This is a genomic window from Snodgrassella sp. CFCC 13594 (assembly GCF_001590725.1).
Lineage (GTDB): Bacteria > Pseudomonadota > Gammaproteobacteria > Burkholderiales > Neisseriaceae > Snodgrassella.
This window is the reverse complement of the sequence record NZ_LQXR01000008.1, coordinates 59,490-78,649: the sequence shown is the minus strand read 5'-3', so window position 1 is coordinate 78,649 and position 19,160 is coordinate 59,490. Positions and strand designations below refer to the sequence as shown.

Here is a 19,160-nt window from a genome sequence, read left to right as displayed (position 1 = left end):
GTCGTTAACGAATGGGTTGGTGGACGGTCACCAGCTTGGTGCCATCGGGGAATGTGGCTTCGATTTGAACTTCATGCACCATCTCAGCCACGCCTTCCATGACGTCGGTCGGGGTGAGCAAAGTAGCGCCGTATTGCATTAATTTGGCCACGCTCATGCCATCGCGCGCTGCTTCTTGCAAATGGCTGCTGATATAGGCAATGGCTTCGGGGTAGTTGAGTTTTAGACCGCGCGCTCGGCGTTTGGCCGCCAACTCTCCGGCCAGAAACAGCATCAGTTTTTCTTGTTCGCGACTGGTTAAATGCATGGCTATGATTCCTTAAGCGCATTCACGATGAAGTTAGGAGTGTAACGCAGCGGGGTTGTCTAAAACAGCTTTGGCTTTGGTTTTGTCTATATCACCTTCCCATGAGGCAATGCCATGTACCACCACACAAAATACAATATAAGGTATCAGCATTTTGATGAAGCCATCGCCCAAGGGTTTCAACTGTTGAGCAAAATCGGGCCACAACAGACCCACTGCGATTCCGATGATCAATGCCAGCAACACTTGTCCGAAAATGGAATGCAGGAACTTAGCCATGGTTTATCCTTTTCTGCAGAATGGAGCACCTGGTTTAATTGAGGCGCAGGCTTCCAGTGTTTAGACACTCAAATAGGTTTGAATCAATTCTGGGGTTAATTCATCGCCACGACCCTGAGCCACACAACTGCCTCGTTCCAGTAGCACAAAGTTATCAGCTAAAGCACGAATCAAGTGTAATTTTTGTTCCACCACCAATACCGTTAGGCCCCATTCCTCATTCAGGCGGCGAATAACGCGGGTGATTTCGGCCACGATATTGGGCTGAATGCCTTCCGTGGGTTCGTCCAAAATCAACAGGCTGGGGTTGAGCACCAAAGCACGGCCGATGGCCAATTGTTGTTGTTGACCACCGGAAAGGTCACCGCCGCGCCGATGTTTCATATCAGCCAATACGGGAAACAGTTCATACACCATGTCGGGAATATGAGTGGTGCGGGTGCCAGTGCGCTTTTGGTAGACAGGCAAGCCAATGCGTAAATTGTCTTCAACGGTGAGCAGTGGAAAGATCTGCCGCCCTTGCGGCACATAGGCAATCCCGGCATAAGCGCGTTTGTCGGCGCGCAGCTTACGCAAGTCGGTGTTGTCGTAGCACAAGGCATCGGCTTTGGCCGCCACTTGCCCCATGATGCTTTTGAGCAGCGTGGTTTTGCCCACGCCATTGCGGCCAATGATGCAGGTGCATTGTTTGTCGGGTGCATCGAAACTGATGTTGTGCAAGATGTGGCTTTGGCCATAATACTGATTCAGGTTTTCCACTTTAAGCATGATTCTGTCCTTCAAAGGGTATTTCAGGCAGCCTTGGTGTGATAAAGGCTGCCTGAAAGCGGATTTAACCGCCCAAATACACGTCGATAACTTGCTGGTTATTTTGGATGTCGGCTAGGTTACCCTCAGCAAGTACGCTGCCTTGATGCAAAACGGTAACGGTACGCGCAATCATGCGCACGAATTCCATGTCATGCTCCACTACCACCACCGCATGTTCGCCCGCCAGCGAATTGAGTAATTCGGCTGTACGCTCAATTTCCCCATGTGTCATGCCGGCAACAGGTTCGTCAATCAGCAATAGCTGCGGTTTCTGCATCAGCAACATGCCGATTTCCAGCCATTGTTTTTGGCCATGTGATAATTCGCCAGCCAGGCGATTTTTGTGGTCAGCTTGTCCAATGAGTTCCAACACATGGTCGAGGAACTCGTTTTGCTCGCCCGTTAACTTGCGCCCAGCCCCAAAATAGGCGCCAAACACCGATTTACTCCCAGCAATGGCCAAAGACAAATTGTCGTAAACCGGTAGCGATTCAAACACGGTGGGCTTTTGAAATTTTCGGCCAATGCCTGCACAGGCGATTTCAGCCTCGCTCATTTTCAGTAAATCGGTGTTTTGTCCAAGAAACACCCGGCCTTCATCGGGTCGGGTTTTGCCGGTAATAATGTCCATCATGGTGGATTTACCAGCGCCGTTGGGGCCAATGATGCAGCGCAATTCCCCGCGTTCAATGTAGAGGTTCAGATCATTAATGGCTTTGAATCCGTCAAAACTCACGGATACGCCATCCATGTACAAGATGATATTTTTACCGATGTGCAAGTTATCGTATTGTTGGCGTGCATCGGTGGCAGGGCGCAGATGAAAGCGGTTTAACATATTCATGCTGTGGCCTCCTCATTCGCTGGTGCATCGGGTTTGGTGGGTGGCTGCTTGCGACGTTGCTGCGTGAGTTGGTTGATTAAGCCAACCAAACCTTTTTTCAGGAAAATGGTGACCAGCACGAACAGCGCACCCAGGAAAAATAGCCAAGCATCCGGGAATACGGCGGTGAGCCAAGTCTTGGCGTAGTTCACCACAAATGCGCCAATGATGGCGCCATATAACGTGGCGCGGCCGCCCAAAGCCACCCAAATGATGATTTCGATGGAGGATACTGTGCTGAATTCACTCGGGTTGATGATGCCCACTTGTGGTACATACAACGCCCCAGCCACGCCTGCAATCATGGCGGAAAGCACAAATACCAGTAATTTCACCCGCTCGACGCGGAAACCCACAAATCGGGTGCGCATTTCCGCATCACGAACCGCAATAATGAGTTTGCCCAAGCGCGAGTACAATACGCTGCGCAACAACACATAGGTTAACAATACGGCCAAACCAGAAAGCACAAATAGCGTGACACGGGTAGTGTCGGCCGATAGTGAAAATCCCAATAGATCCTTAAAGTCGGTAAGGCCATTATTGCCGCCAAAGCCCATTTCGTTACGGAAAAAGGCCAGCATTAAGGCATAAGTCATGGCTTGCGTAATGATGGATAAATATACACCAGTGACCCGCGAGCGAAAGCATAACCAACCCAAGACAAAGGCCAATAGCCCAGGCACAAATAGCATCATGATGAGCGCCCAAATAAAGTGTTCGGAACCGGCCCAAAACCAAGGCAATTCTTTCCAGCCTAAAAACACCATGAAATCAGGAAGATTGGCATTGCCATAAGCGCCGCGACTGCCGATTTCGCGAGTCAGATACATACCCATGGCATAGCCACCCAGCGCGAAAAAGGCACCGTGTCCCAAGCTGAGTATGCCCAAATAACCCCAACACAAATCAATAGACAAGGCCAGTAGGGCATAGCAAAGATACTTACCCAAGAGGGTTACGGTGAAGGTGGATACATGCAGGGGGTTGCTTTCTGGGATAAGCAAATTGCCCACGGCCACCAAAATCATCATCAGCACCACGAGAGCAAGTGTGGCTTTCCCAATCAGCGGTTCACGTTGAAATAATGACATCACTGCAGATTGTTTCATTCAACGGCCCGTCCTTTCTGCGGAAATAGCCCGCGTGGATATTTCTGAATAAACAGGATCACAAAGACCAAAACCAGAATTTTGGCGAGCATAGCTCCCAGCCACGGTTCCATAAATTTGTTGAGAATGCCTAAGCCTAAACCCGCCACCAGCGTGCCCCACAAGTTTCCTACGCCACCCAATACCACCACCATGAATGAGTCCACAATGTATTGCTGACCTAAATTGGGGCCAACATTGGTGAGCTGCGACAGTGCTACGCCGGCCATGCCAGCAACACCTGCGCCTAAGCCAAAAGTAAGCATGTCTACTTTGCGGTCATTGATGCCCATGGCGCGAGCCATATCGCGGTTTTGGGAAACGGCGCGTACTTGCAAACCCAAGCGGGTGTATTTCATTACCGCCATTAGGGCAAAGAAACACAACAAGCAGAAAATAAAGATATAAACGCGGTTCCAAGTGATGGCCAGCCCAGGCAAAATTTGCCATGTGCCGCTCATCCAGTCTGGGGTTTGTACCATGCGATTGAGGGGTGAAAAAATACTGCGCACGGCTTGTTGCAAAATTAAGCTGATACCGAATGTGGCCAATAGTGTTTCCAATGGGCGGCCATATAGATAGCGCACGACAAAGCGTTCAATCAATACCCCAACCAACCCCGAGACCACAAACGCCACCGGAATAGACACCAACACTGAAGCGCCAATGTGGTTGGGCATGAGCAACTGCACCACATAGGCACAATAAGCCCCAATCATCATCAATTCACCATGCGCCATGTTGATGACGCCCATTACCCCAAAGGTAATGGCCAGGCCAATGGCCGTCAGTACCAATACTGAACCCAAGCTCAGACCAAAGCTTAACGTCTCAACCCCTTTCATCATGCTCAGTTTCTGGTCAATGGCAGCAATGGCTTTTTGCGCTGCAGCTTTGAGTTGGGGCGTAGGGGCTTTTGCCGCATACTGCTGCAAAAGTGTTAGGTTTTCGGGTGAGGCGTGCTGCGATAAGAGCTCAATTGCTGTTGCATGGCGGCTCACATCTTTGCCAGCCAAATCGGCACGGGCAAGGTACGTTTGGAGCAGACCTTTGATTTCGGCATTGGTTTCTTTGGGCAAGGCAGCTTGCACTTGTGCCAGCGCAGTATCATCGCCTTTTTGCAGCATTTGGGTAATGGCGCTGCGCCGTTCATTGGTATCGGGACTCATTAACGCATGCTCAGCCACATAGCTTTTAACCCATTGGCGAATGGCATTATTGATGGTGATTTTTTTGGCATTGTTGACATTGTCGACGGCTTTTTCCACATCATTGACATCAAAATAAGTATTGTCTTTTTGAATGTAAAAATGGCCGCCGGCATGAAACAAATTGCCATCGCCCAAGGCGGCTAAAATGGCCAAGGTATTGGGGTGGTTGAATTGTGGCAATGCCTGAACAGCAGCCTTTTTGTCATCAAAATTCATCGACAGTAAACCATTTAGCGCGGCATCAAAGCTGGTGGGCGCATTGGTGGTTACCGCAGCGGTGTCTGCGGCAGACGAGGCACTGGATGTATCCGTATCGGCCCATGCCGGTGCATGGCTTAAAAACAGTATGCTTGCCAAGGCGACAATCCCGAGCCAGTGCCTGATGTGATTGGCAGACGATGTCAAAACGAGCAACCTCATGGTTTCATCCTTTTATTTGTGGATGGTTTTTTGTATCACGTGCAAATGGAAAATCGAAAAAAAGGCTGCCTGAAACCGGATGGCCGGTTGTCAGGCAGCAAAGTTGGCTTACTTAGTACCTGCTGTGCATTTCTTAGTGACCTTATCGTACGCACCGCAGTTGATGGGATCAGTCCAATCGGCCTCCAAGTTTTTCGACTCTGGTAACAGGCCTGACCATGCTTCACCCGGGACTTCACCTTCGGTTTTCCATACCACGTCAAACTGACCATTGTCTTGGATTTCGCCGATGAATACTGGTTTTGAAATCATGTGGCTAGGTAGCATTTTGGCGGTGCCGCCGGTGAGGTTAGGCACTTCAACGCCTATTAAGGCTTTTTGAATGGCGTCTGAATCCGTGCTGCCTGCTTTTTCCACGGCCTTCAGCCACATGTTGAAACCGATATAGGTGGCTTCCATCGGGTCGTTGGTAACAGCTTTGTCATCTTTTTTGTAGGCTTGCCAACCTTTGATGAATTCGGCATTGGCTGGGGTATCGATGCTTTCGAAGTAGTTCCAAGCGGCCAGATGGCCCACCAGTGGTTTGGTGTCGATGCCCACCAATTCTTGTTCACCCACTGAGAAGGCAATCACTGGAATTTGGTCGGGTGTGATATTTTGATTGCCCAATTCTTTGTAGAACGGCACATTGGCATCTCCATTGATGGTGGATACCACGGCTGTTTTGCCACCTGCAGAACCAAATTTTTTCACATCTGACACAATAGACTGCCAGTCGGAGAAACCGAATGGGGTGTAGTTCACCATAATGTCTTTGTCGGCAATGCCCTTGGATTTCAGATAGGCCGCTAAGATTTTGTTGGTGGTGCGTGGGTATACATAATCAGTACCCAAAAGGGCGAAGCGTTTTACCCCTTGTTTGAGTAAATAATCTACCGCCGGAATCGCTTGTTGGTTCGGTGTGGCGCCTGTGTAGAAAATATTTTTGCTGGACTCTTGACCTTCCCATTGCACAGGGTAGAACAAAATACCGTTTAATTCTTCAAATACGGGCAAGACTGATTTACGTGACACAGAAGTCCAGCAGCCAAAGGTAACCGCCACTTTGTCTTTGGCCAGCAGCTCGCGGGCTTTTTCTGCAAATAACGGCCAATTCGATGCAGGGTCCACCACGACAGCTTCGAGTTTTTTGCCCAGAATGCCGCCCTTTTTGTTTTGTTCATCAATGAGCATCAAGACGGTATCTTTTAAAGCAGACTCAGATATGGCCATGGTGCCCGACAAAGAATGCAATACCCCGATCTTGATGGTGTCACCGCCTGCGCCTGCTGCGCTACTGGCTGCTCCGGAAGCAGTGCCTGCACCAGAGGCCGCATTGTTGCTGCCTTTAGGCGTACAGCCTGCCATCAAAAGGGTGGACCACATGGCGGTAGCCAAGAATTGCCGTTTGTTCATGCACTTATCTCCCAGGACGCATTATTACTAAATCTTATGAAAATCAATTGATTAAATTACATCTGTAAAATTTAAATCAATAGATGTAAATAAAAATTAACAGTGAAATGGGTTTGGTGCAATGCAAAATACAGATGAATGACAAAAAAAGTGGATTTTATCGGTGATGGTGCCTGAGCAAAAAGGATTGTTGCAATAGAAAAGAAAAGAAGAGGTGGAATATTGCTAAAGATTTTATTTTTTGATACATCTTATGATTTGAAAATAAAAGATGAATAATAAAAGTATTGATTATTAATGTTTATTTTTGATAAATATGCTTTTCATGGGCATGCCAAAATACAGGCTGAAAGCTTGGATACCAATTGAGATCATGATAAAGGGCTGCATAGGGGTTATTTTTACTTGCAGGAATACAATAAAAATAAAACGCCGCAGCAAGCGGCGTGGTGTGGTGATAGTTTTGAGTGCTAGTCTTCCAGTAAGCGCTGCACTTCAGCAATGTAGGCTTTCATGGCATCGTCTGTACCCATGCCTTGTAATTTTTCCCATGCTTCGTACTTTTTCTTGGCCACCAAGTCAAACATGCCCGGCTTATCGCCTTGCACGTCGCCGGTGGTGGCTTGCTTGTAGTAGGCATAGAGCTTGAGCAATGTAGCGTTGTCAGGGCGCTCGGCCAGGCTGGTTACATCGGCTTGCGCCTGTGCGAATTGGGCGGGTAAATCGCTCATGTTGTTTCCTCTTGATCAATAAAATGGGCTAAAAGGCAAGAATATCAATTAAAACGAGTGTTTGAATTTAACATAGGATTGAGGTAGTGCCCATCTAAATAATAGGGTTCCTGCTTTATTTTGGCGCCAATAAATAGATGGTTAGGGCGTTTTGGTCAAAAATGCATTCAGGCAACCTTGAAGGTTGCCTGAATGTTCTGCGGCGTTCTTGTTTTAAGGATTGCTTTCTTTAAGGGCGGTTTCCAAAGCTGCTTTGTCCATATAACCGGATTGAACTTTACCATTGGGAAAAATCACAGTTGGGGTGCCGTTGAAGCCAAATTTTTCACCTAAGGCCATGGTTTGTGCCACCGGGTTTGGGCAATCGGCCACCGTAGGCGGTGCGACATTGCGGCGCATCCAGTTTGTCCATGCGGTCACACGGTCTTTCTGGCACCAAATTTGCACTGATTTGGGCTCGGCTTGTGGGTGCAAAGATGGAATGGGCATAAGAAATGTGTAAATGGTAACGTCGGTCAACTGCTCGAATTCTTCCTCCAATTTCTTACAGAAAGGACAGTCTGGATCGGCAAATACCGCAATTTTTTGCCGGCCATTACCACGAACTTCTTTGATCGCATTTTCTAGTGGCAATTGCGCAAAATCAATTTTATTGATTTCAGAGAGCCGTGCTTCGGTTAGACTTTTGCGTGTGTTGATGTCAAGCAAATCGCCCACCAACATATAGTTGGCCTTACTGTCGACATAAACAATTTGGTTGCCGGTGACCAATACTTCATAAAGCCCTGCCACTGGGGTGGCATTGACACTCAATACCTTGAGGTTTTGGCCTTGATAGGTTTTTTCCAATTTAGCACTCAAGGTGCGCGTGATTTCGGCGCTGGCCTCGCTGCCCGCTGAAGCGGTGCTGGCATCATTATTGGACACGGGTGTTTGACCGCAGGCCAATAAGGGCAATACACACAAAGGCGCTAAAATGCGCCAAGCAGAAAATTTAATCATAGACAATGAATTCGCGTTTTCGCATCGGTTTAAGCATGCCATTATGCCCAATTATGACGATGCTTGAAAGCCAGTGGGGGAAAGATGTTGTTCAACAATGAGATAAATGCGCATATAGAAGCGCAGTCCTGTCGCCATCAAATCAATGGATTGTGCCTGCATGCTTGGCATTGGCCAGCGCCAAACCGCCCCAAAGTGGTGCTATTACATGGTTGGTTGGATTGCGCTGCCAGTTTTCAATTTATGGCCATGGCGTTGGGTGGAGAATGGGATGTTTATGCGCCCGATTGGCGTGGTTGTGGCCTCTCGGCCCATCAAAGTCATGGTTATTATGATCGGGCTTTGATGCTCAGTGATTTATCCCAGTGGATAGACATCATTAGCCCCAATGAGCCTGTGCACATCATGGGGCACAGCATGGGCGGCATGTTGGCGGCGCATTATGCTGGTACCTTGCCTGAGCGGGTAAAAAGCTTGGTGGTGGCGGAAGGATTTGGTATCGAAGAGGGCAATGTGCATGAGGCGGCAGCCCGTAGTGCTCGGTTTTTGTCGGCCATGAGTCACCCCCAGCCGTGGCTTGATTTGGTGGATGTGGCCAAAGTTGCTGCAAAATTTCAACAACGTAACCCTTTGTTGAGCGCGGAGCGCGCCTTGTATTTTGCTCATGTACTCACCGAAACCAACACTTCAGGTTGTCTGACCTATCGCGCCGACAATAAACACAAAATCCCACAGCCTTTGCCATACCGTACGGAGTTGGCGTATGCCGTGTGGCGCCATATTCGCGCGCCACGTTTGTGGGTGGAAGGTGGTTTGTTACCGCACAACCGCTATTTACAACACGTAAAACAAACCTTGCCGCAACGCTATGCCGCTATGGGAAAACCCCAAAAAATATGCTTCCCTGAATCTGGGCATATGTTGCATTGGGAGGTACCGGAACAACTGGCTCTGGCCTTAAATGTGTTCTGGTGCAATCAGGCTGCCTGAAACTTGGCGCTGTGATGACTTCATGCCACAATGTGGCTTCTTATCCAGACCAACCAGCACAAGAGTCTTGCCATGACCCCGATTTTGGCTTTTGACATCGAAACCATCCCAGATGTGGCGGGCATACGCCTGTTGCATCATTTGCCCGCAGAAGTCGACGATGGTGATGTGGTGTCGTTTGCTCAGCAGCGGCGTCGAGCTCAAACGGGAGGTAGTGATTTTATGCAGTTGCATCTGCAGCAGGTGGTGGCGATTTCTTGCTGTATGCGCTGGGGTGCGGATAAATTACATGTGGGCAGCATCGGTAGTCTGGATGACACGGAAGAGACACTGATTGCTAAATTTTTTGAATTGGTGGAAACCCATACACCGCAACTGGTGAGCTGGAATGGAGGCGGATTTGATTTGCCGGTCTTGCACTATCGAGGACTGATTCATGGCATCAGCGCGGCGCGGTATTGGGACATGGGTGAGGGCGATTTTGGTGATAGCCGCGATTTTAAGTGGAATAACTATATTAGTCGTTACCACAACCGTCATCTGGATTTAATGGATTTGCTGGCTCTTTATCAACCGCGCGCCAATGTGCCTTTGGATGACATGGCAAAGCTGTGCGGCTTTCCAGGCAAACTCGGTATGGATGGTAGCCAAGTGTGGGACGCATTTCAACGGGGCGAATTGGCGGGCATTCGGCAATACTGCGAAACCGATGCGACCAATACCTATCTGATGTACCAGCGCTTTAATCTAATGCGCGGTTTCTTGGATGGTGACGAATATGAACAAGAAATTCGTCGACTCAAAGCCTATCTGCAGCAACAGGATGAACCGCAGTGGCCTGAATTTTTGGCTGCTTGGGGGCGTTAATCATGAGAAACAATCATCCTGCTTTCAGGCAGCTTGAGACGATGCTGGTCAATAATGATTAATTTGGTTTTAATCGGAGTGGGCCTCATCGGCGGCTCATTGGCGTTGGACTTAAAGCGACGCAAGTTGGTGGATGAGGTGGTCGGCATCGACATTGATGCCGACAATTTGGCGCGCGCACTCGAACGCAAAGTGATCGATCGAGCTGCTACATGCATTGATATAGACAGTGTGGGTCAAGCCAATTTGGTTGTGATTGCTACTCCTGTGGGCTCTTTGCCCGGTATTTGCCGGCAGCTGGAGCCTGTGTTGCCGCCCAACGTGATTATCAGCGACGTGGGCAGCACCAAACAGCTTGCCTTGGCAGCGTATGCTGAATGGTTGCCACAGCACTATCGCCGTTGCGTGGCTGCGCATCCCATTGCTGGCTCGGATCGGCATGGTGCTTTGGCCGCACAATTTGGCTTGTTTGAGCACAAAAAATGTATTGTGTGCACCCATGAGCAACAAGATGCCGAGAGCGTCGCTCAAGTTGCGGCACTCTGGGCGGCAGTGGGTGCGGAAATCCATTATTTAACCGCGCCTCAGCACGATGCTGTGTTTGCCGCAGTGAGTCATTTGCCCCACATGCTGGCTTATGCTTATGTGCATCAGATTGCACAATCGCCAAACAAAGATGCACTCCTGCATTTTGCTGGTAGTGGCTTTCGTGATTTTACCCGCATCGCGGGCTCTCATCCTGCCATTTGGGTGGATATTTGTCTGGCCAATCGCCAGCCTTTATTGGATTTATTACAACAACAACAGCAAGAATTGGCTTATTTACAACACTGTTTGCAACAGGCTGATGGCCCAGCTTTGTTTGATTTTTTTGAGCAGGCGCAAGCAGCCCGGGTGCAATGGCAAAGCCAGTAAAACCGTTAAAAACCCCATTATTTCAGACAGTAGTGGAATAGATTGCAGTGTTATTTTAATGCCAATCAAACGCGAAAATGTGCGCTTTTTCACAAAATCGAATAATTTATCTAATTTAATTGGCGCTGAAACGAACATTTTATGTTGCATTGCACTACAAAAAACGGCAAAATTCAAATCGTCAATTCAGCGTCATGCTGATTTGGCAGTTTCTCCTCTATTTCTCCTTTGTAGACTTGGCGCGCACTCAACAGTGTGCGCATTTTTTTTGTATTTTGATGATGGTGTGGCTGCGTGATCGAATTTTTTGTAGAGCGTAGTGTGTAAACGAATAGTGAACGGGTTTCCATGGTGATTGTTACTATTTGTTCACAAAAATGTGAGAAACAGAAGCGAAAGAGGATTTATGTTCAGTATGTGTTAAAAATAATTAAAAACGAAAATAATATTTGACTGTTTTTTTTCATTTCGGCATAATATCGATCATTAAGTGGTTGCAATGACTGCTTAATAGTTTCTCCTCTATTTCTCCTTTGTAGACTTGGCGCGCACTCAACAGTGTGCGCATTTTTTTGTCTGAATTTTGTCTAATTTATCTTGGTGCCGCCCGCCATATTACGTTTAACTTGAGGTTAGCTTGGGTCATCTTGTTTTGAACCAATTGCGGTAGTTGTGCTGCTGGAAATCTGTGAAACGAAACATGAGACGAGAGAAAGACTTAGGCCTGTTCTATTGATAGTATCGCTATCTTAAAACGGGGTCAGTGGTTGGGTGATCTCATGATTGAGCATCGATTATTGTAGTGTGGATTGCTGCTTGAAACGCAAAGCTAGGCCTTAGTCTAAATACAGCATGTGTTCTTCTTTCACCTCTTCCATCACCACATAACTGCGGCTCTCCGCTGCGGCTGGTAATTGCAGTAAAATATTACCAAGCATATGACGATAAGCGCTCATATTCGGCAGACGGATTTTGATTAAGTAATCGTATTCGCCTGACACCAAATGGCACTCCAATATTTGAGGAATGTCCAATACTTCGCGGCGGAATTCTTCAAAAATATTACCAGATTTTGAACGCAGTTTGATTTCCACAAATACCAGTAGATTTTGTCCTAAAGTTTGCGCGTTGAGTTGGGCATGGTAGCCGGTAATGACACCGTCGCGCTCTAATCGACGCACGCGTTCGGTGACAGGCGTGGTAGACAAGCCTACTTTATCAGCCAATTCAGTCATGGTCATGCGGGCATTTTTCTGCAACAAAGCCAAAATTCTCATGTCGATTTTATCGAAGTGGTGCATACTTACCTAATTCCCTTTTTTGTTGGACTTTGTCATTAAAATATCACTTTTAAGGTTATAAATAAAGTGAAAAAAACCATTAATAAAAGAATACACTTCATTTTTTCACTGATGAGATTGATGGGTGGTTGTGTTGCCTGAAAATCTCTGGATTTTGGGGCAGATTAGGCTGCCTGAACTCATGCGATCTGTTGGGGGCGAGAATGAAGGTTTTGGTATTGGGTGCGGGTGTTGTGGGCGTGAGCACGGCTTGGTATTTGGCTAAAGCCGGTCATGAGGTGACGGTATTGGAGCGCGCGGATAAGGCCGCCATGGAAACCAGCTTTGGCAATGCGGGCCAGCTGTCTTATGGTTATACCACGCCCTGGGCGGCTCCTGGTATTCCGCAAAAAGCCTTTAAATGGTTGTTTAAGGAACATGCGCCGTTGTTGTTTCGCCCCGATGGCAGTTTCTATCAGCTGGAGTGGATGTGGCGAATGTATCAAAATTGCAATGCGCGCAGTTATGCCACCAATAAAGAGCGCATGGTACGGGTATCTGAGTACAGTCGCGAAATGCTGCGTCGCTTGGAAGCGGAAGAAGACATCCCTTTTGAAGGCCGTCACAAGGGTACCTTGCAGATTTTTCGCACCGAAAAAGAAGTGGCTGCGTCTAAAAAAGATTTAAAAGTATTACAAGATTGGGGTGTGCCCGTAACCGTTATCGATAACCCTGCTGAATGCGCTCAATATGAACCGGCTCTGGCGAATATTGCCAGTAAGCTTGCAGGCGCACTGTTTTTACCAAATGATGGAACAGGGGATTGTCACTTATTTACCAATCATTTGGCGGCCAAATGCGAAGCTTTGGGTGTTCAATTTTTGTTTAACCACAGCATTCAGCAGATTGAAGAAGATGGTTGCCACATTAAAAGCGTGGTTGCCAATGGGCAAACATTTACAGCCGATCATTATGTGTGCGCGATGGGCAGCTTTAGCCGGCAGTTGTTGAAAACCTTGCACATGAATGTGCCTGTATATCCAGTGAAGGGGTATTCACTCACCATCCCTGTGACCAATGAAGACAAGGCGCCCGTGTCTACTGTGCTGGATGAAACCTATAAAGTAGCGATTACACGCTTTGATGAGCGCATCCGCGTGGGCGGTATGGCAGAGCTGTCTGGCTATGAAATCAAGCTGAACCCAAAACGCAAGGCCACTTTAGATTTGGTGGTCAATGATTTATTTCCGGGTAGCTGCAACACCGATGAAGCCTTTTTTTGGAGCGGTTTGCGGCCGATGACGCCGGACAGTACGCCATTAATTGGTGCCACTCGTTTTGCTAATTTGTCACTCAATACTGGGCATGGCACATTGGGCTGGACCATGAGCTTGGGCTCGGGCAAGATTTTGGCTGATTTAATTAGTGGCGTGAAACCTGAAATTGAAACCAGTGATTTGTCTTTGGTTCGTTACGTTTAATCATTTGCCAGTATTTTTCAGGCAGCCAGTTAAGGCTGCCTGAAAAGTTTTATTGTGAGTATGATGCTGTATTTGATCGATATTCACGATTATTGTTGATTTAAAGAAGGTACATCATGCGTCCTTTAACCGCACACATTCGTTTAAACCATTTGCGCGACAATTTTTCCACACTCAAACAATTACACGGCGGCGGCCCCATGTTGGCGGTGGTGAAAGCCAATGCCTATGGGCACGGTGCAGTTCGCTGTGCCGAAGCTTTGGCAGACTTAACCGATGGTTATGCGGTGGCGTGTATTGAAGAAGCCATTGAATTGCGTGAAACAGGTATTACTTTGCCCATCGTGATGCTCGAAGGCGTATTTGAGGCGTCCGAGTATGCGTTGGTGGATAAATATCAATTGTGGCCCGTGGTGGGCAATCATTGGCAACTGGAAGCTTTATTGGCCTATGACTGGTCGCAGCCGGTTACTGTGTGGTTGAAAATGGATTCGGGGATGCATCGAACTGGCTTCTTTCCGCATGATTATGCACCCGCTTATGAGGCGTTGGCACAGAGCCCGAAAGTGGCCAGCGTGGTGAAAATGACACATTTTGCCTGTGCCGATGAGCCCATGAAAACCATGACGGCAGAGCAAATTGCTGCGTTTGATTTGGCGTGTACGGATCTGCCCGGCGACATCAGTTTTGCTAATTCTGCCGCTATGATGGCATATCCACAAACCATGCGCGGGTGGGGTCGGGCAGGCTTGGCTATGTATGGGGTGTCGCCAATGGGCGGCGCCGACAGCCGTTTTAAACCGGTGATGAAACTCACCAGTAAAGTGTTTGGTGAACGTGTATTACAGCCAGGTGAGCCCATTGGTTATGGCGCCTCTTTTGTGACCGAACAATCAACGCGAGTGGGCTTGGTGGCTGGTGGTTATGCAGATGGTTATCCACGTCGTGCTGCTACGGGGACGCCGCTGGCCATTGAAGGTGCGCGTAGCCGAGTGTTGGGTCGGGTTTCCATGGATATGATGACGGTACAGTTGGCCGATCACCAGCAAGGCATTGGTAGTGCGGTAGAATTGTGGGGTGATGTGGTGAATGTCAATGAAGTTGCCGCCGCCGCAGGCACCATTGCTTATGAGTTGTTGTGTAATGTGAAACGTGCAAAAGTGGTTTATGAGTAAGTGGGTAGCCTCAATGTGAGCAGTGGGCGAACGTGTGGATATGGTTATTGAATCATGTGAGGGTAAAGCCCAATGCTGTTCTATTGTGGATTTAATTTCAATGCCATGCCTAATCATGATTATATAGAGGAGATGACATGACTGAATCCAATCCTTATCAAGCACCACCTTCGGTGGCGCTGCCGGAAATAGGCAATACCGCGAGTGTGATTGATGGGTTGCCTGTGAGTGAGCGTTGGAAGAAAAAATTTAGGTTGATTGAAAAAGCGGGTGGGGAAAAATTGCCACGGTTTAAAGAACTCACTTTTAAACAGCGCTTTGCTTTGAATTTTAATATTTGGGCGCTGTTGTTTGGGCCTGTTTACATGTTGATTAAGGGCATGTGGAAGTTGGCGGTATCTACTTTGCTGATTACGTTGGTGGTGGCTTTTGTGGTGGGGCTCATTGAGCTGGCCTTGCAAAAGAATTTTGGCAATGGACTATTTATTGGCTTGAGTGCAGCATTCAGTATGCTGGCTAATCGCAATTATTATAAGAAAATGGTTTTGGGGCGGCTGGATTGGTTTTGAGTTTGTTTGTATACTCAAGGCAGGCAGTGGCCTTTGATTAATTGAATTGGATTTTTGTTCAGGCAGCCCTTTAGGCTGCCTGAACCCGTTTACAAGAAAATATTTATGTCTGAAACCGCAACATTACAGCTGGCCAAAGCACTGATTGCCGAAGCATCGGTGACGCCGGATGACAAACAATGCCAAGCCATCTTAATCGAACGCCTACAGGCAATGGGTTTTATCGTCGAAACCATGCGCTTTGGGAACACTGATAATTTCTACGCCGTGCACGGAGCAGAAGGGCCGCTGGTGTGTTTTGCTGGGCACACTGATGTAGTGCCCAGTGGCCCTGCTGACAAATGGACATCTCCGCCATTTGTACCCACAGAGCGGGATGGTCGGCTTTATGGCCGTGGCGCGGCAGACATGAAAACCAGTGTCGCGGCATTTGTCACTGCTTGCGAACGGTTATTGGCTGAGGAGCCCAATGTGCTATTGCGGTTGGCTTTGCTGATTACTTCTGATGAAGAAGGCGATGGCAAAGATGGCACCACGCGGGTGGTGGATGTATTGAAAGCCCGTGGTGAATTTCTGGATTATTGCCTGGTAGGGGAGCCTACTGCGGTGAATACGCTAGGAGACACCATCAAAAATGGGCGGCGTGGTTCGCTGTCGGGCCATCTGGTGGTTAAAGGCAAGCAGGGACACATTGCCTATCCACATTTGGCCGTGAATCCGATCCAATTGGCGGCGCCTGCTTTGGCGGCTTTGGTCGCAGAGCATTGGGATGATGGGAATGATTACTTTCCACCCACCGGCTTCCAAATTTCCAATATCCATGCGGGTACAGGCGCCACGAATGTGATTCCGAGCATACTGGAAGTGCAATTTAATTTTCGGTTTTCTACCGAATCCACCGATATGGGTTTAAAGCAACGCGTGGAAGCCATTTTGGATCAATATGGGTTGGTGTATGAGCTGACATGGTCTTTGTCTGGGCAGCCTTTTCTCACCGCCGCTGGACGGTTCACGGCAGTAGCCCAAGCTGCGATTGCCGATGTGTGCGGTATTCAGGCCGAATTATCCACCAGTGGGGGCACCTCAGACGGCCGTTTCATCAAAGCCATTGCACACGAGTTAATCGAGCTTGGGCCAGTGAATGCCAGCATTCACCAAATCGATGAACACATTGATTTGGTCGCGGTACCGCAGCTTTCTGCAGTATATGAAGCCATCTTGCGGCGTTTGGCCGCTGCCTGAAAACATCAGCACAACCGAGAACAATCATGAGTATGGTGCAACAACAACATTTTCTGAAATTATTGGATTACACGCCTGAAGACATTCGCGCGCTGTTGGATTTAGCAGCAAAATTAAAGGCAGACAAAAAAGCGGGCCAAGAAAAACCACTTTTGGTGGGCAAAAACATTGCGTTGATTTTTGAAAAAACGTCCACACGCACCCGCTGCGCTTTTGAGGTTGCGGCACATGATCAAGGCGCCAATGTGACTTATTTGGGGCCTTCAGGCAGCCAAATCGGCCACAAAGAAAGCATGAAAGACACCGCACGGGTATTGGGTCGCATGTTTGACGGTATCGAATACCGTGGATTTGGTCAGGCCATTGTGGAGGAGCTGGCTCAGTATGCAGGCGTGCCTGTATTTAATGGCTTAACCGATGAATTTCACCCGACGCAAATGCTGGCAGATGTGCTCACCATGCGCGAACATAGCCGCAAGCCGCTGCATCAGATTGCTTATGCCTATGTAGGCGATGCGCGTTACAACATGGGTAATTCTTTGTTGGTGGTGGGGGCCAAATTGGGGATGGATGTGCGTTTTGGTGCGCCAGAGCATTTGTGGCCAGACGAGTCGCTGGTGGCGCAATGTCGAGACATCGCAGCACACACCGGGGCACGCATCACCTTAACCGAAGATGCCGCAGAAGCGGTGCGAGGCGTCGACTATATCCATACCGATGTGTGGGTTTCCATGGGCGAGCCCAAAGCAGTGTGGGCAGAGCGCATTGGCTTGCTCACGCCTTATCGTGTGGACGCGAATTTATTGGCCGCGAGCGGCAACCCGGATGTGAAATTCATGCATTGTTTGCCTGCCATTCATAACCGCGATACCAATATTGGGCAATGGTTGTATGACGAGTTTGGTTTGGATGGTGTGGAAGTCACTGAAGATGTTTTTGAAGGGCCTGCATCCATTGTGTTTGATCAGGCTGAAAACCGCATGCACACCATCAAAGCGGTATTGGTGGCGCTGTTGACAGCCTAAATAGATGGCGCAGAAACAGGCTGCCTGAACGGATTCAGGCAGCCTGTGTTGATTTTTTTGGCGTGCTTTTACGCCCATTGTTTTTATGTTGGTGAATCCATGACAGTTCCTGTTTCTTTACCGCTTGGTGCGCGCAAACTGGCTTTTTTGTTGGCTGCCATGGTGGCCATTATGCCATTTTCCATTGACGTGTATTTGCCGGCCGTGCCGGTGATGGCGCAGTCTTTGCATGCGGACATCCACATCATCGAACAAACCTTGTCGAGTTTTATTTTTGGGGTGGCCATAGGGCAATTGCTGGGCGGGGCCATTTCTGATGTCAAAGGCCGAAAACACATTGCCTTGCTGGGCTTGGCGATTTACTTGGTGGCGGTGGTGGCCATTTTGTTTATTCAATCGGCATCTGAGTTGCTGTTTTGGCGTTGGGTGCAGGCCATTGGTGGTGGCATGTCTACCGTGACGGTGGGCGCGGTGGTACGCGATTTCTTTTCAGGGCGCGAAGCAGCCAAAATGTTTACCACCATTGGCATCATTACCATGGCGGCCCCATTGGCCGCGCCGATGGTGGGCGCTGCTTTGACGCACATAGGCGGTTGGCGTGCTATTTTTGTGTTCCTAACCGTGTACACGGTGGTGGTGTGGCTATTGGTATCGCGTTTTATGCCAACGACGAGGGTCACACGCAAGCCTTTAAACTGGCAATTATTCGGTACCGTGGGGCGCAATTTTGCTACGGTGTTCAGGCAGCCTGAAGCCCTGGGTTTTTTGTTTTTTCAAGCATTTAGCTTTTCATCGATGTTTGTGTTTCTGACTGAATCGCCATTCGTTTATATGAAGCTTTATGGTTTGGATGCACACCAATATGCGTGGGCATTTGGTGCCAATATCCTCACTATGATGGCGTTTAACCGCATCACTGCTTTTCGTTTGCGCACCACTGATGCCAAAGACATTTTACTCAGTGGCATTGCGGTGCAGCTGGTGTGCAATACGTTATTGGCGGTGGCGGTGTGGGCCATGCCGCTGCCGCCCTTCGCGTTGGTGCTGCTGCTGTTGATGTGTTCCGTGGGGACACAGGGCTTGGTGATGTCCAATACGCAAGCCTGTTTCATGGGTTATTTTTCGCAAGCAGGTGGCAGTGCCAATGCCGTATTGGGCACCATGCAATTTTTGATTGCCGCTGCCGTGGGTTGGCTCACCACGCAGTTGCACAATGGTACGGCACACATTATGCCCAGCATGATGTTGGTATCGACTTTGTGTGGCGTGGTTTTGCTGGCTTTATGCTCACACCGCGCTTGGCGCCGATAAGGCTGCCTGAAACCGTTTACCACCTGATTCGGGTAAATTCGCTACAATAACACCGC

19 protein-coding genes are annotated in these 19,160 nt (G+C 48.6%); 9 read left to right on the top strand and 10 right to left on the bottom strand.

Annotated features, from left to right (window positions below; genetic code table 11):
* Positions 1-4 precede the first annotated feature (4 nt).
* From ureA to A2F46_RS06505, 9 genes are all read right to left on the bottom strand, one after another.
* Entirely contained in the window at positions 5-307 is a 303-nt protein-coding gene (gene ureA, locus A2F46_RS06545; protein WP_066568241.1) for an urease subunit gamma, read from the bottom strand.
* A gap of 33 nt (positions 308-340) precedes the next feature.
* Entirely contained in the window at positions 341-586 is a 246-nt protein-coding gene (locus A2F46_RS06540; protein WP_066568238.1) for a cation:dicarboxylate symporter family transporter, read from the bottom strand.
* A gap of 60 nt (positions 587-646) precedes the next feature.
* The gene (urtE, locus tag A2F46_RS06535; RefSeq protein ID WP_066568235.1) at positions 647-1,354 is read right to left on the bottom strand and encodes an urea ABC transporter ATP-binding subunit UrtE; all 708 of its coding nucleotides are present in this window, start codon (positions 1,352-1,354) and stop codon (positions 647-649) included.
* Between the two features lie 64 nt (positions 1,355-1,418).
* A complete protein-coding gene (gene urtD / locus A2F46_RS06530; protein WP_066568232.1) occupies positions 1,419-2,240 on the bottom strand; it encodes an urea ABC transporter ATP-binding protein UrtD in 822 nt (273 codons plus the stop codon).
* Positions 2,237-3,391, bottom strand: a complete 1,155-nt coding sequence (gene urtC / locus A2F46_RS06525) for an urea ABC transporter permease subunit UrtC (protein WP_082783606.1) — start codon at positions 3,389-3,391, stop codon at positions 2,237-2,239. Before urtC ends, urtD begins: the two co-directional genes overlap by 4 nt.
* Positions 3,388-5,061, bottom strand: a complete 1,674-nt coding sequence (urtB, locus tag A2F46_RS06520) for an urea ABC transporter permease subunit UrtB (protein WP_082783605.1) — start codon at positions 5,059-5,061, stop codon at positions 3,388-3,390. Before urtB ends, urtC begins: the two co-directional genes overlap by 4 nt.
* A 108-nt stretch (positions 5,062-5,169) precedes the next feature.
* Positions 5,170-6,516 (bottom strand): urea ABC transporter substrate-binding protein, encoded by a 1,347-nt coding sequence (urtA, locus tag A2F46_RS06515; RefSeq protein ID WP_197457584.1) that lies wholly within the window; start codon positions 6,514-6,516, stop codon positions 5,170-5,172.
* 470 nt (positions 6,517-6,986) lie between these two features.
* Entirely contained in the window at positions 6,987-7,247 is a 261-nt protein-coding gene (locus A2F46_RS06510; protein ID WP_066568223.1) for an acyl-CoA-binding protein, read from the bottom strand.
* Positions 7,248-7,460: 213 nt separating this feature from the next.
* On the bottom strand, positions 7,461-8,246 hold the full coding sequence (locus A2F46_RS06505) for a DsbC family protein (RefSeq protein WP_369796315.1): 786 nt from the start codon (positions 8,244-8,246) through the stop codon (positions 7,461-7,463).
* Positions 8,247-8,333: 87 nt separating this feature from the next.
* On the opposite strand from A2F46_RS06505, the gene A2F46_RS06500 reads away from it, so the two are divergent.
* The 3 genes from A2F46_RS06500 (at position 8,334) to A2F46_RS06490 (ending at position 11,021) form a co-directional block, all read left to right on the top strand.
* Positions 8,334-9,239, top strand: coding sequence for an alpha/beta fold hydrolase (locus A2F46_RS06500; protein WP_066568218.1), 906 nt, complete (start codon positions 8,334-8,336; stop codon positions 9,237-9,239).
* Between the two features lie 72 nt (positions 9,240-9,311).
* Positions 9,312-10,106 carry a 3'-5' exonuclease gene (locus A2F46_RS06495; protein WP_066568216.1) on the top strand — a complete coding sequence of 265 codons (795 nt, stop codon included), beginning with the start codon at positions 9,312-9,314 and terminating at the stop codon, positions 10,104-10,106.
* 54 nt (positions 10,107-10,160) lie between these two features.
* Complete coding sequence (locus A2F46_RS06490; protein WP_066568215.1) at positions 10,161-11,021, top strand: prephenate dehydrogenase; 861 nt, start codon at positions 10,161-10,163, stop codon at positions 11,019-11,021.
* A gap of 836 nt (positions 11,022-11,857) precedes the next feature.
* Here the strand turns inward: A2F46_RS06490 and A2F46_RS06480 are convergent.
* The gene (locus tag A2F46_RS06480; RefSeq protein ID WP_066568210.1) at positions 11,858-12,322 is read right to left on the bottom strand and encodes a winged helix-turn-helix transcriptional regulator; all 465 of its coding nucleotides are present in this window, start codon (positions 12,320-12,322) and stop codon (positions 11,858-11,860) included.
* Between the two features lie 203 nt (positions 12,323-12,525).
* On the opposite strand from A2F46_RS06480, the gene A2F46_RS06475 reads away from it, so the two are divergent.
* The 6 genes from A2F46_RS06475 to A2F46_RS06450 all read left to right on the top strand — a co-directional run bounded on the left by A2F46_RS06475 (position 12,526) and on the right by A2F46_RS06450 (position 19,104).
* Positions 12,526-13,782, top strand: coding sequence for a D-amino acid dehydrogenase (locus A2F46_RS06475; RefSeq protein ID WP_066568208.1), 1,257 nt, complete (start codon positions 12,526-12,528; stop codon positions 13,780-13,782).
* 116 nt (positions 13,783-13,898) lie between these two features.
* Positions 13,899-14,957 (top strand): alanine racemase, encoded by a 1,059-nt coding sequence (alr, locus tag A2F46_RS06470; protein ID WP_066568206.1) that lies wholly within the window; start codon positions 13,899-13,901, stop codon positions 14,955-14,957.
* A gap of 137 nt (positions 14,958-15,094) precedes the next feature.
* Positions 15,095-15,526 carry a DUF2628 domain-containing protein gene (locus tag A2F46_RS06465; protein WP_066568204.1) on the top strand — a complete coding sequence of 144 codons (432 nt, stop codon included), beginning with the start codon at positions 15,095-15,097 and terminating at the stop codon, positions 15,524-15,526.
* 105 nt (positions 15,527-15,631) lie between these two features.
* Positions 15,632-16,768: a succinyl-diaminopimelate desuccinylase gene (gene dapE, locus A2F46_RS06460; RefSeq protein WP_066568202.1), complete on the top strand. Its 1,137-nt coding sequence runs from the start codon at positions 15,632-15,634 to the stop codon at positions 16,766-16,768.
* Between the two features lie 32 nt (positions 16,769-16,800).
* Positions 16,801-17,793, top strand: coding sequence for an ornithine carbamoyltransferase (gene argF, locus A2F46_RS06455; protein ID WP_369796314.1), 993 nt, complete (start codon positions 16,801-16,803; stop codon positions 17,791-17,793).
* Positions 17,794-17,892: 99 nt separating this feature from the next.
* The gene (locus tag A2F46_RS06450; RefSeq protein WP_066568312.1) at positions 17,893-19,104 is read left to right on the top strand and encodes a multidrug effflux MFS transporter; all 1,212 of its coding nucleotides are present in this window, start codon (positions 17,893-17,895) and stop codon (positions 19,102-19,104) included.
* The last annotated feature ends 56 nt before the right edge of the window (positions 19,105-19,160 follow it).

Coding starts and splice junctions, on each gene's coding strand:
- ureA (WP_066568241.1), bottom strand. CDS start 307: ATGCATTTAACCAGTCGCGAACAAGAAAAACTGATGCTGTTTCTGGCC.
- A2F46_RS06510 (WP_066568223.1), bottom strand. CDS start 7,247: ATGAGCGATTTACCCGCCCAATTCGCACAGGCGCAAGCCGATGTAACC.
- urtE (WP_066568235.1), bottom strand. CDS start 1,354: ATGCTTAAAGTGGAAAACCTGAATCAGTATTATGGCCAAAGCCACATC.
- A2F46_RS06450 (WP_066568312.1), top strand. CDS start 17,893: ATGACAGTTCCTGTTTCTTTACCGCTTGGTGCGCGCAAACTGGCTTTT.
- A2F46_RS06480 (WP_066568210.1), bottom strand. CDS start 12,322: ATGCACCACTTCGATAAAATCGACATGAGAATTTTGGCTTTGTTGCAG.
- argF (WP_369796314.1), top strand. CDS start 16,801: ATGGTGCAACAACAACATTTTCTGAAATTATTGGATTACACGCCTGAA.
- A2F46_RS06465 (WP_066568204.1), top strand. CDS start 15,095: ATGACTGAATCCAATCCTTATCAAGCACCACCTTCGGTGGCGCTGCCG.
- alr (WP_066568206.1), top strand. CDS start 13,899: ATGCGTCCTTTAACCGCACACATTCGTTTAAACCATTTGCGCGACAAT.
- A2F46_RS06540 (WP_066568238.1), bottom strand. CDS start 586: ATGGCTAAGTTCCTGCATTCCATTTTCGGACAAGTGTTGCTGGCATTG.
- A2F46_RS06500 (WP_066568218.1), top strand. CDS start 8,334: ATGTTGTTCAACAATGAGATAAATGCGCATATAGAAGCGCAGTCCTGT.
- urtD (WP_066568232.1), bottom strand. CDS start 2,240: ATGAATATGTTAAACCGCTTTCATCTGCGCCCTGCCACCGATGCACGC.
- dapE (WP_066568202.1), top strand. CDS start 15,632: ATGTCTGAAACCGCAACATTACAGCTGGCCAAAGCACTGATTGCCGAA.
- A2F46_RS06490 (WP_066568215.1), top strand. CDS start 10,161: ATGATTAATTTGGTTTTAATCGGAGTGGGCCTCATCGGCGGCTCATTG.
- A2F46_RS06495 (WP_066568216.1), top strand. CDS start 9,312: ATGACCCCGATTTTGGCTTTTGACATCGAAACCATCCCAGATGTGGCG.
- urtC (WP_082783606.1), bottom strand. CDS start 3,391: ATGAAACAATCTGCAGTGATGTCATTATTTCAACGTGAACCGCTGATT.
- urtA (WP_197457584.1), bottom strand. CDS start 6,516: ATGAACAAACGGCAATTCTTGGCTACCGCCATGTGGTCCACCCTTTTG.
- urtB (WP_082783605.1), bottom strand. CDS start 5,061: ATGAGGTTGCTCGTTTTGACATCGTCTGCCAATCACATCAGGCACTGG.
- A2F46_RS06475 (WP_066568208.1), top strand. CDS start 12,526: ATGAAGGTTTTGGTATTGGGTGCGGGTGTTGTGGGCGTGAGCACGGCT.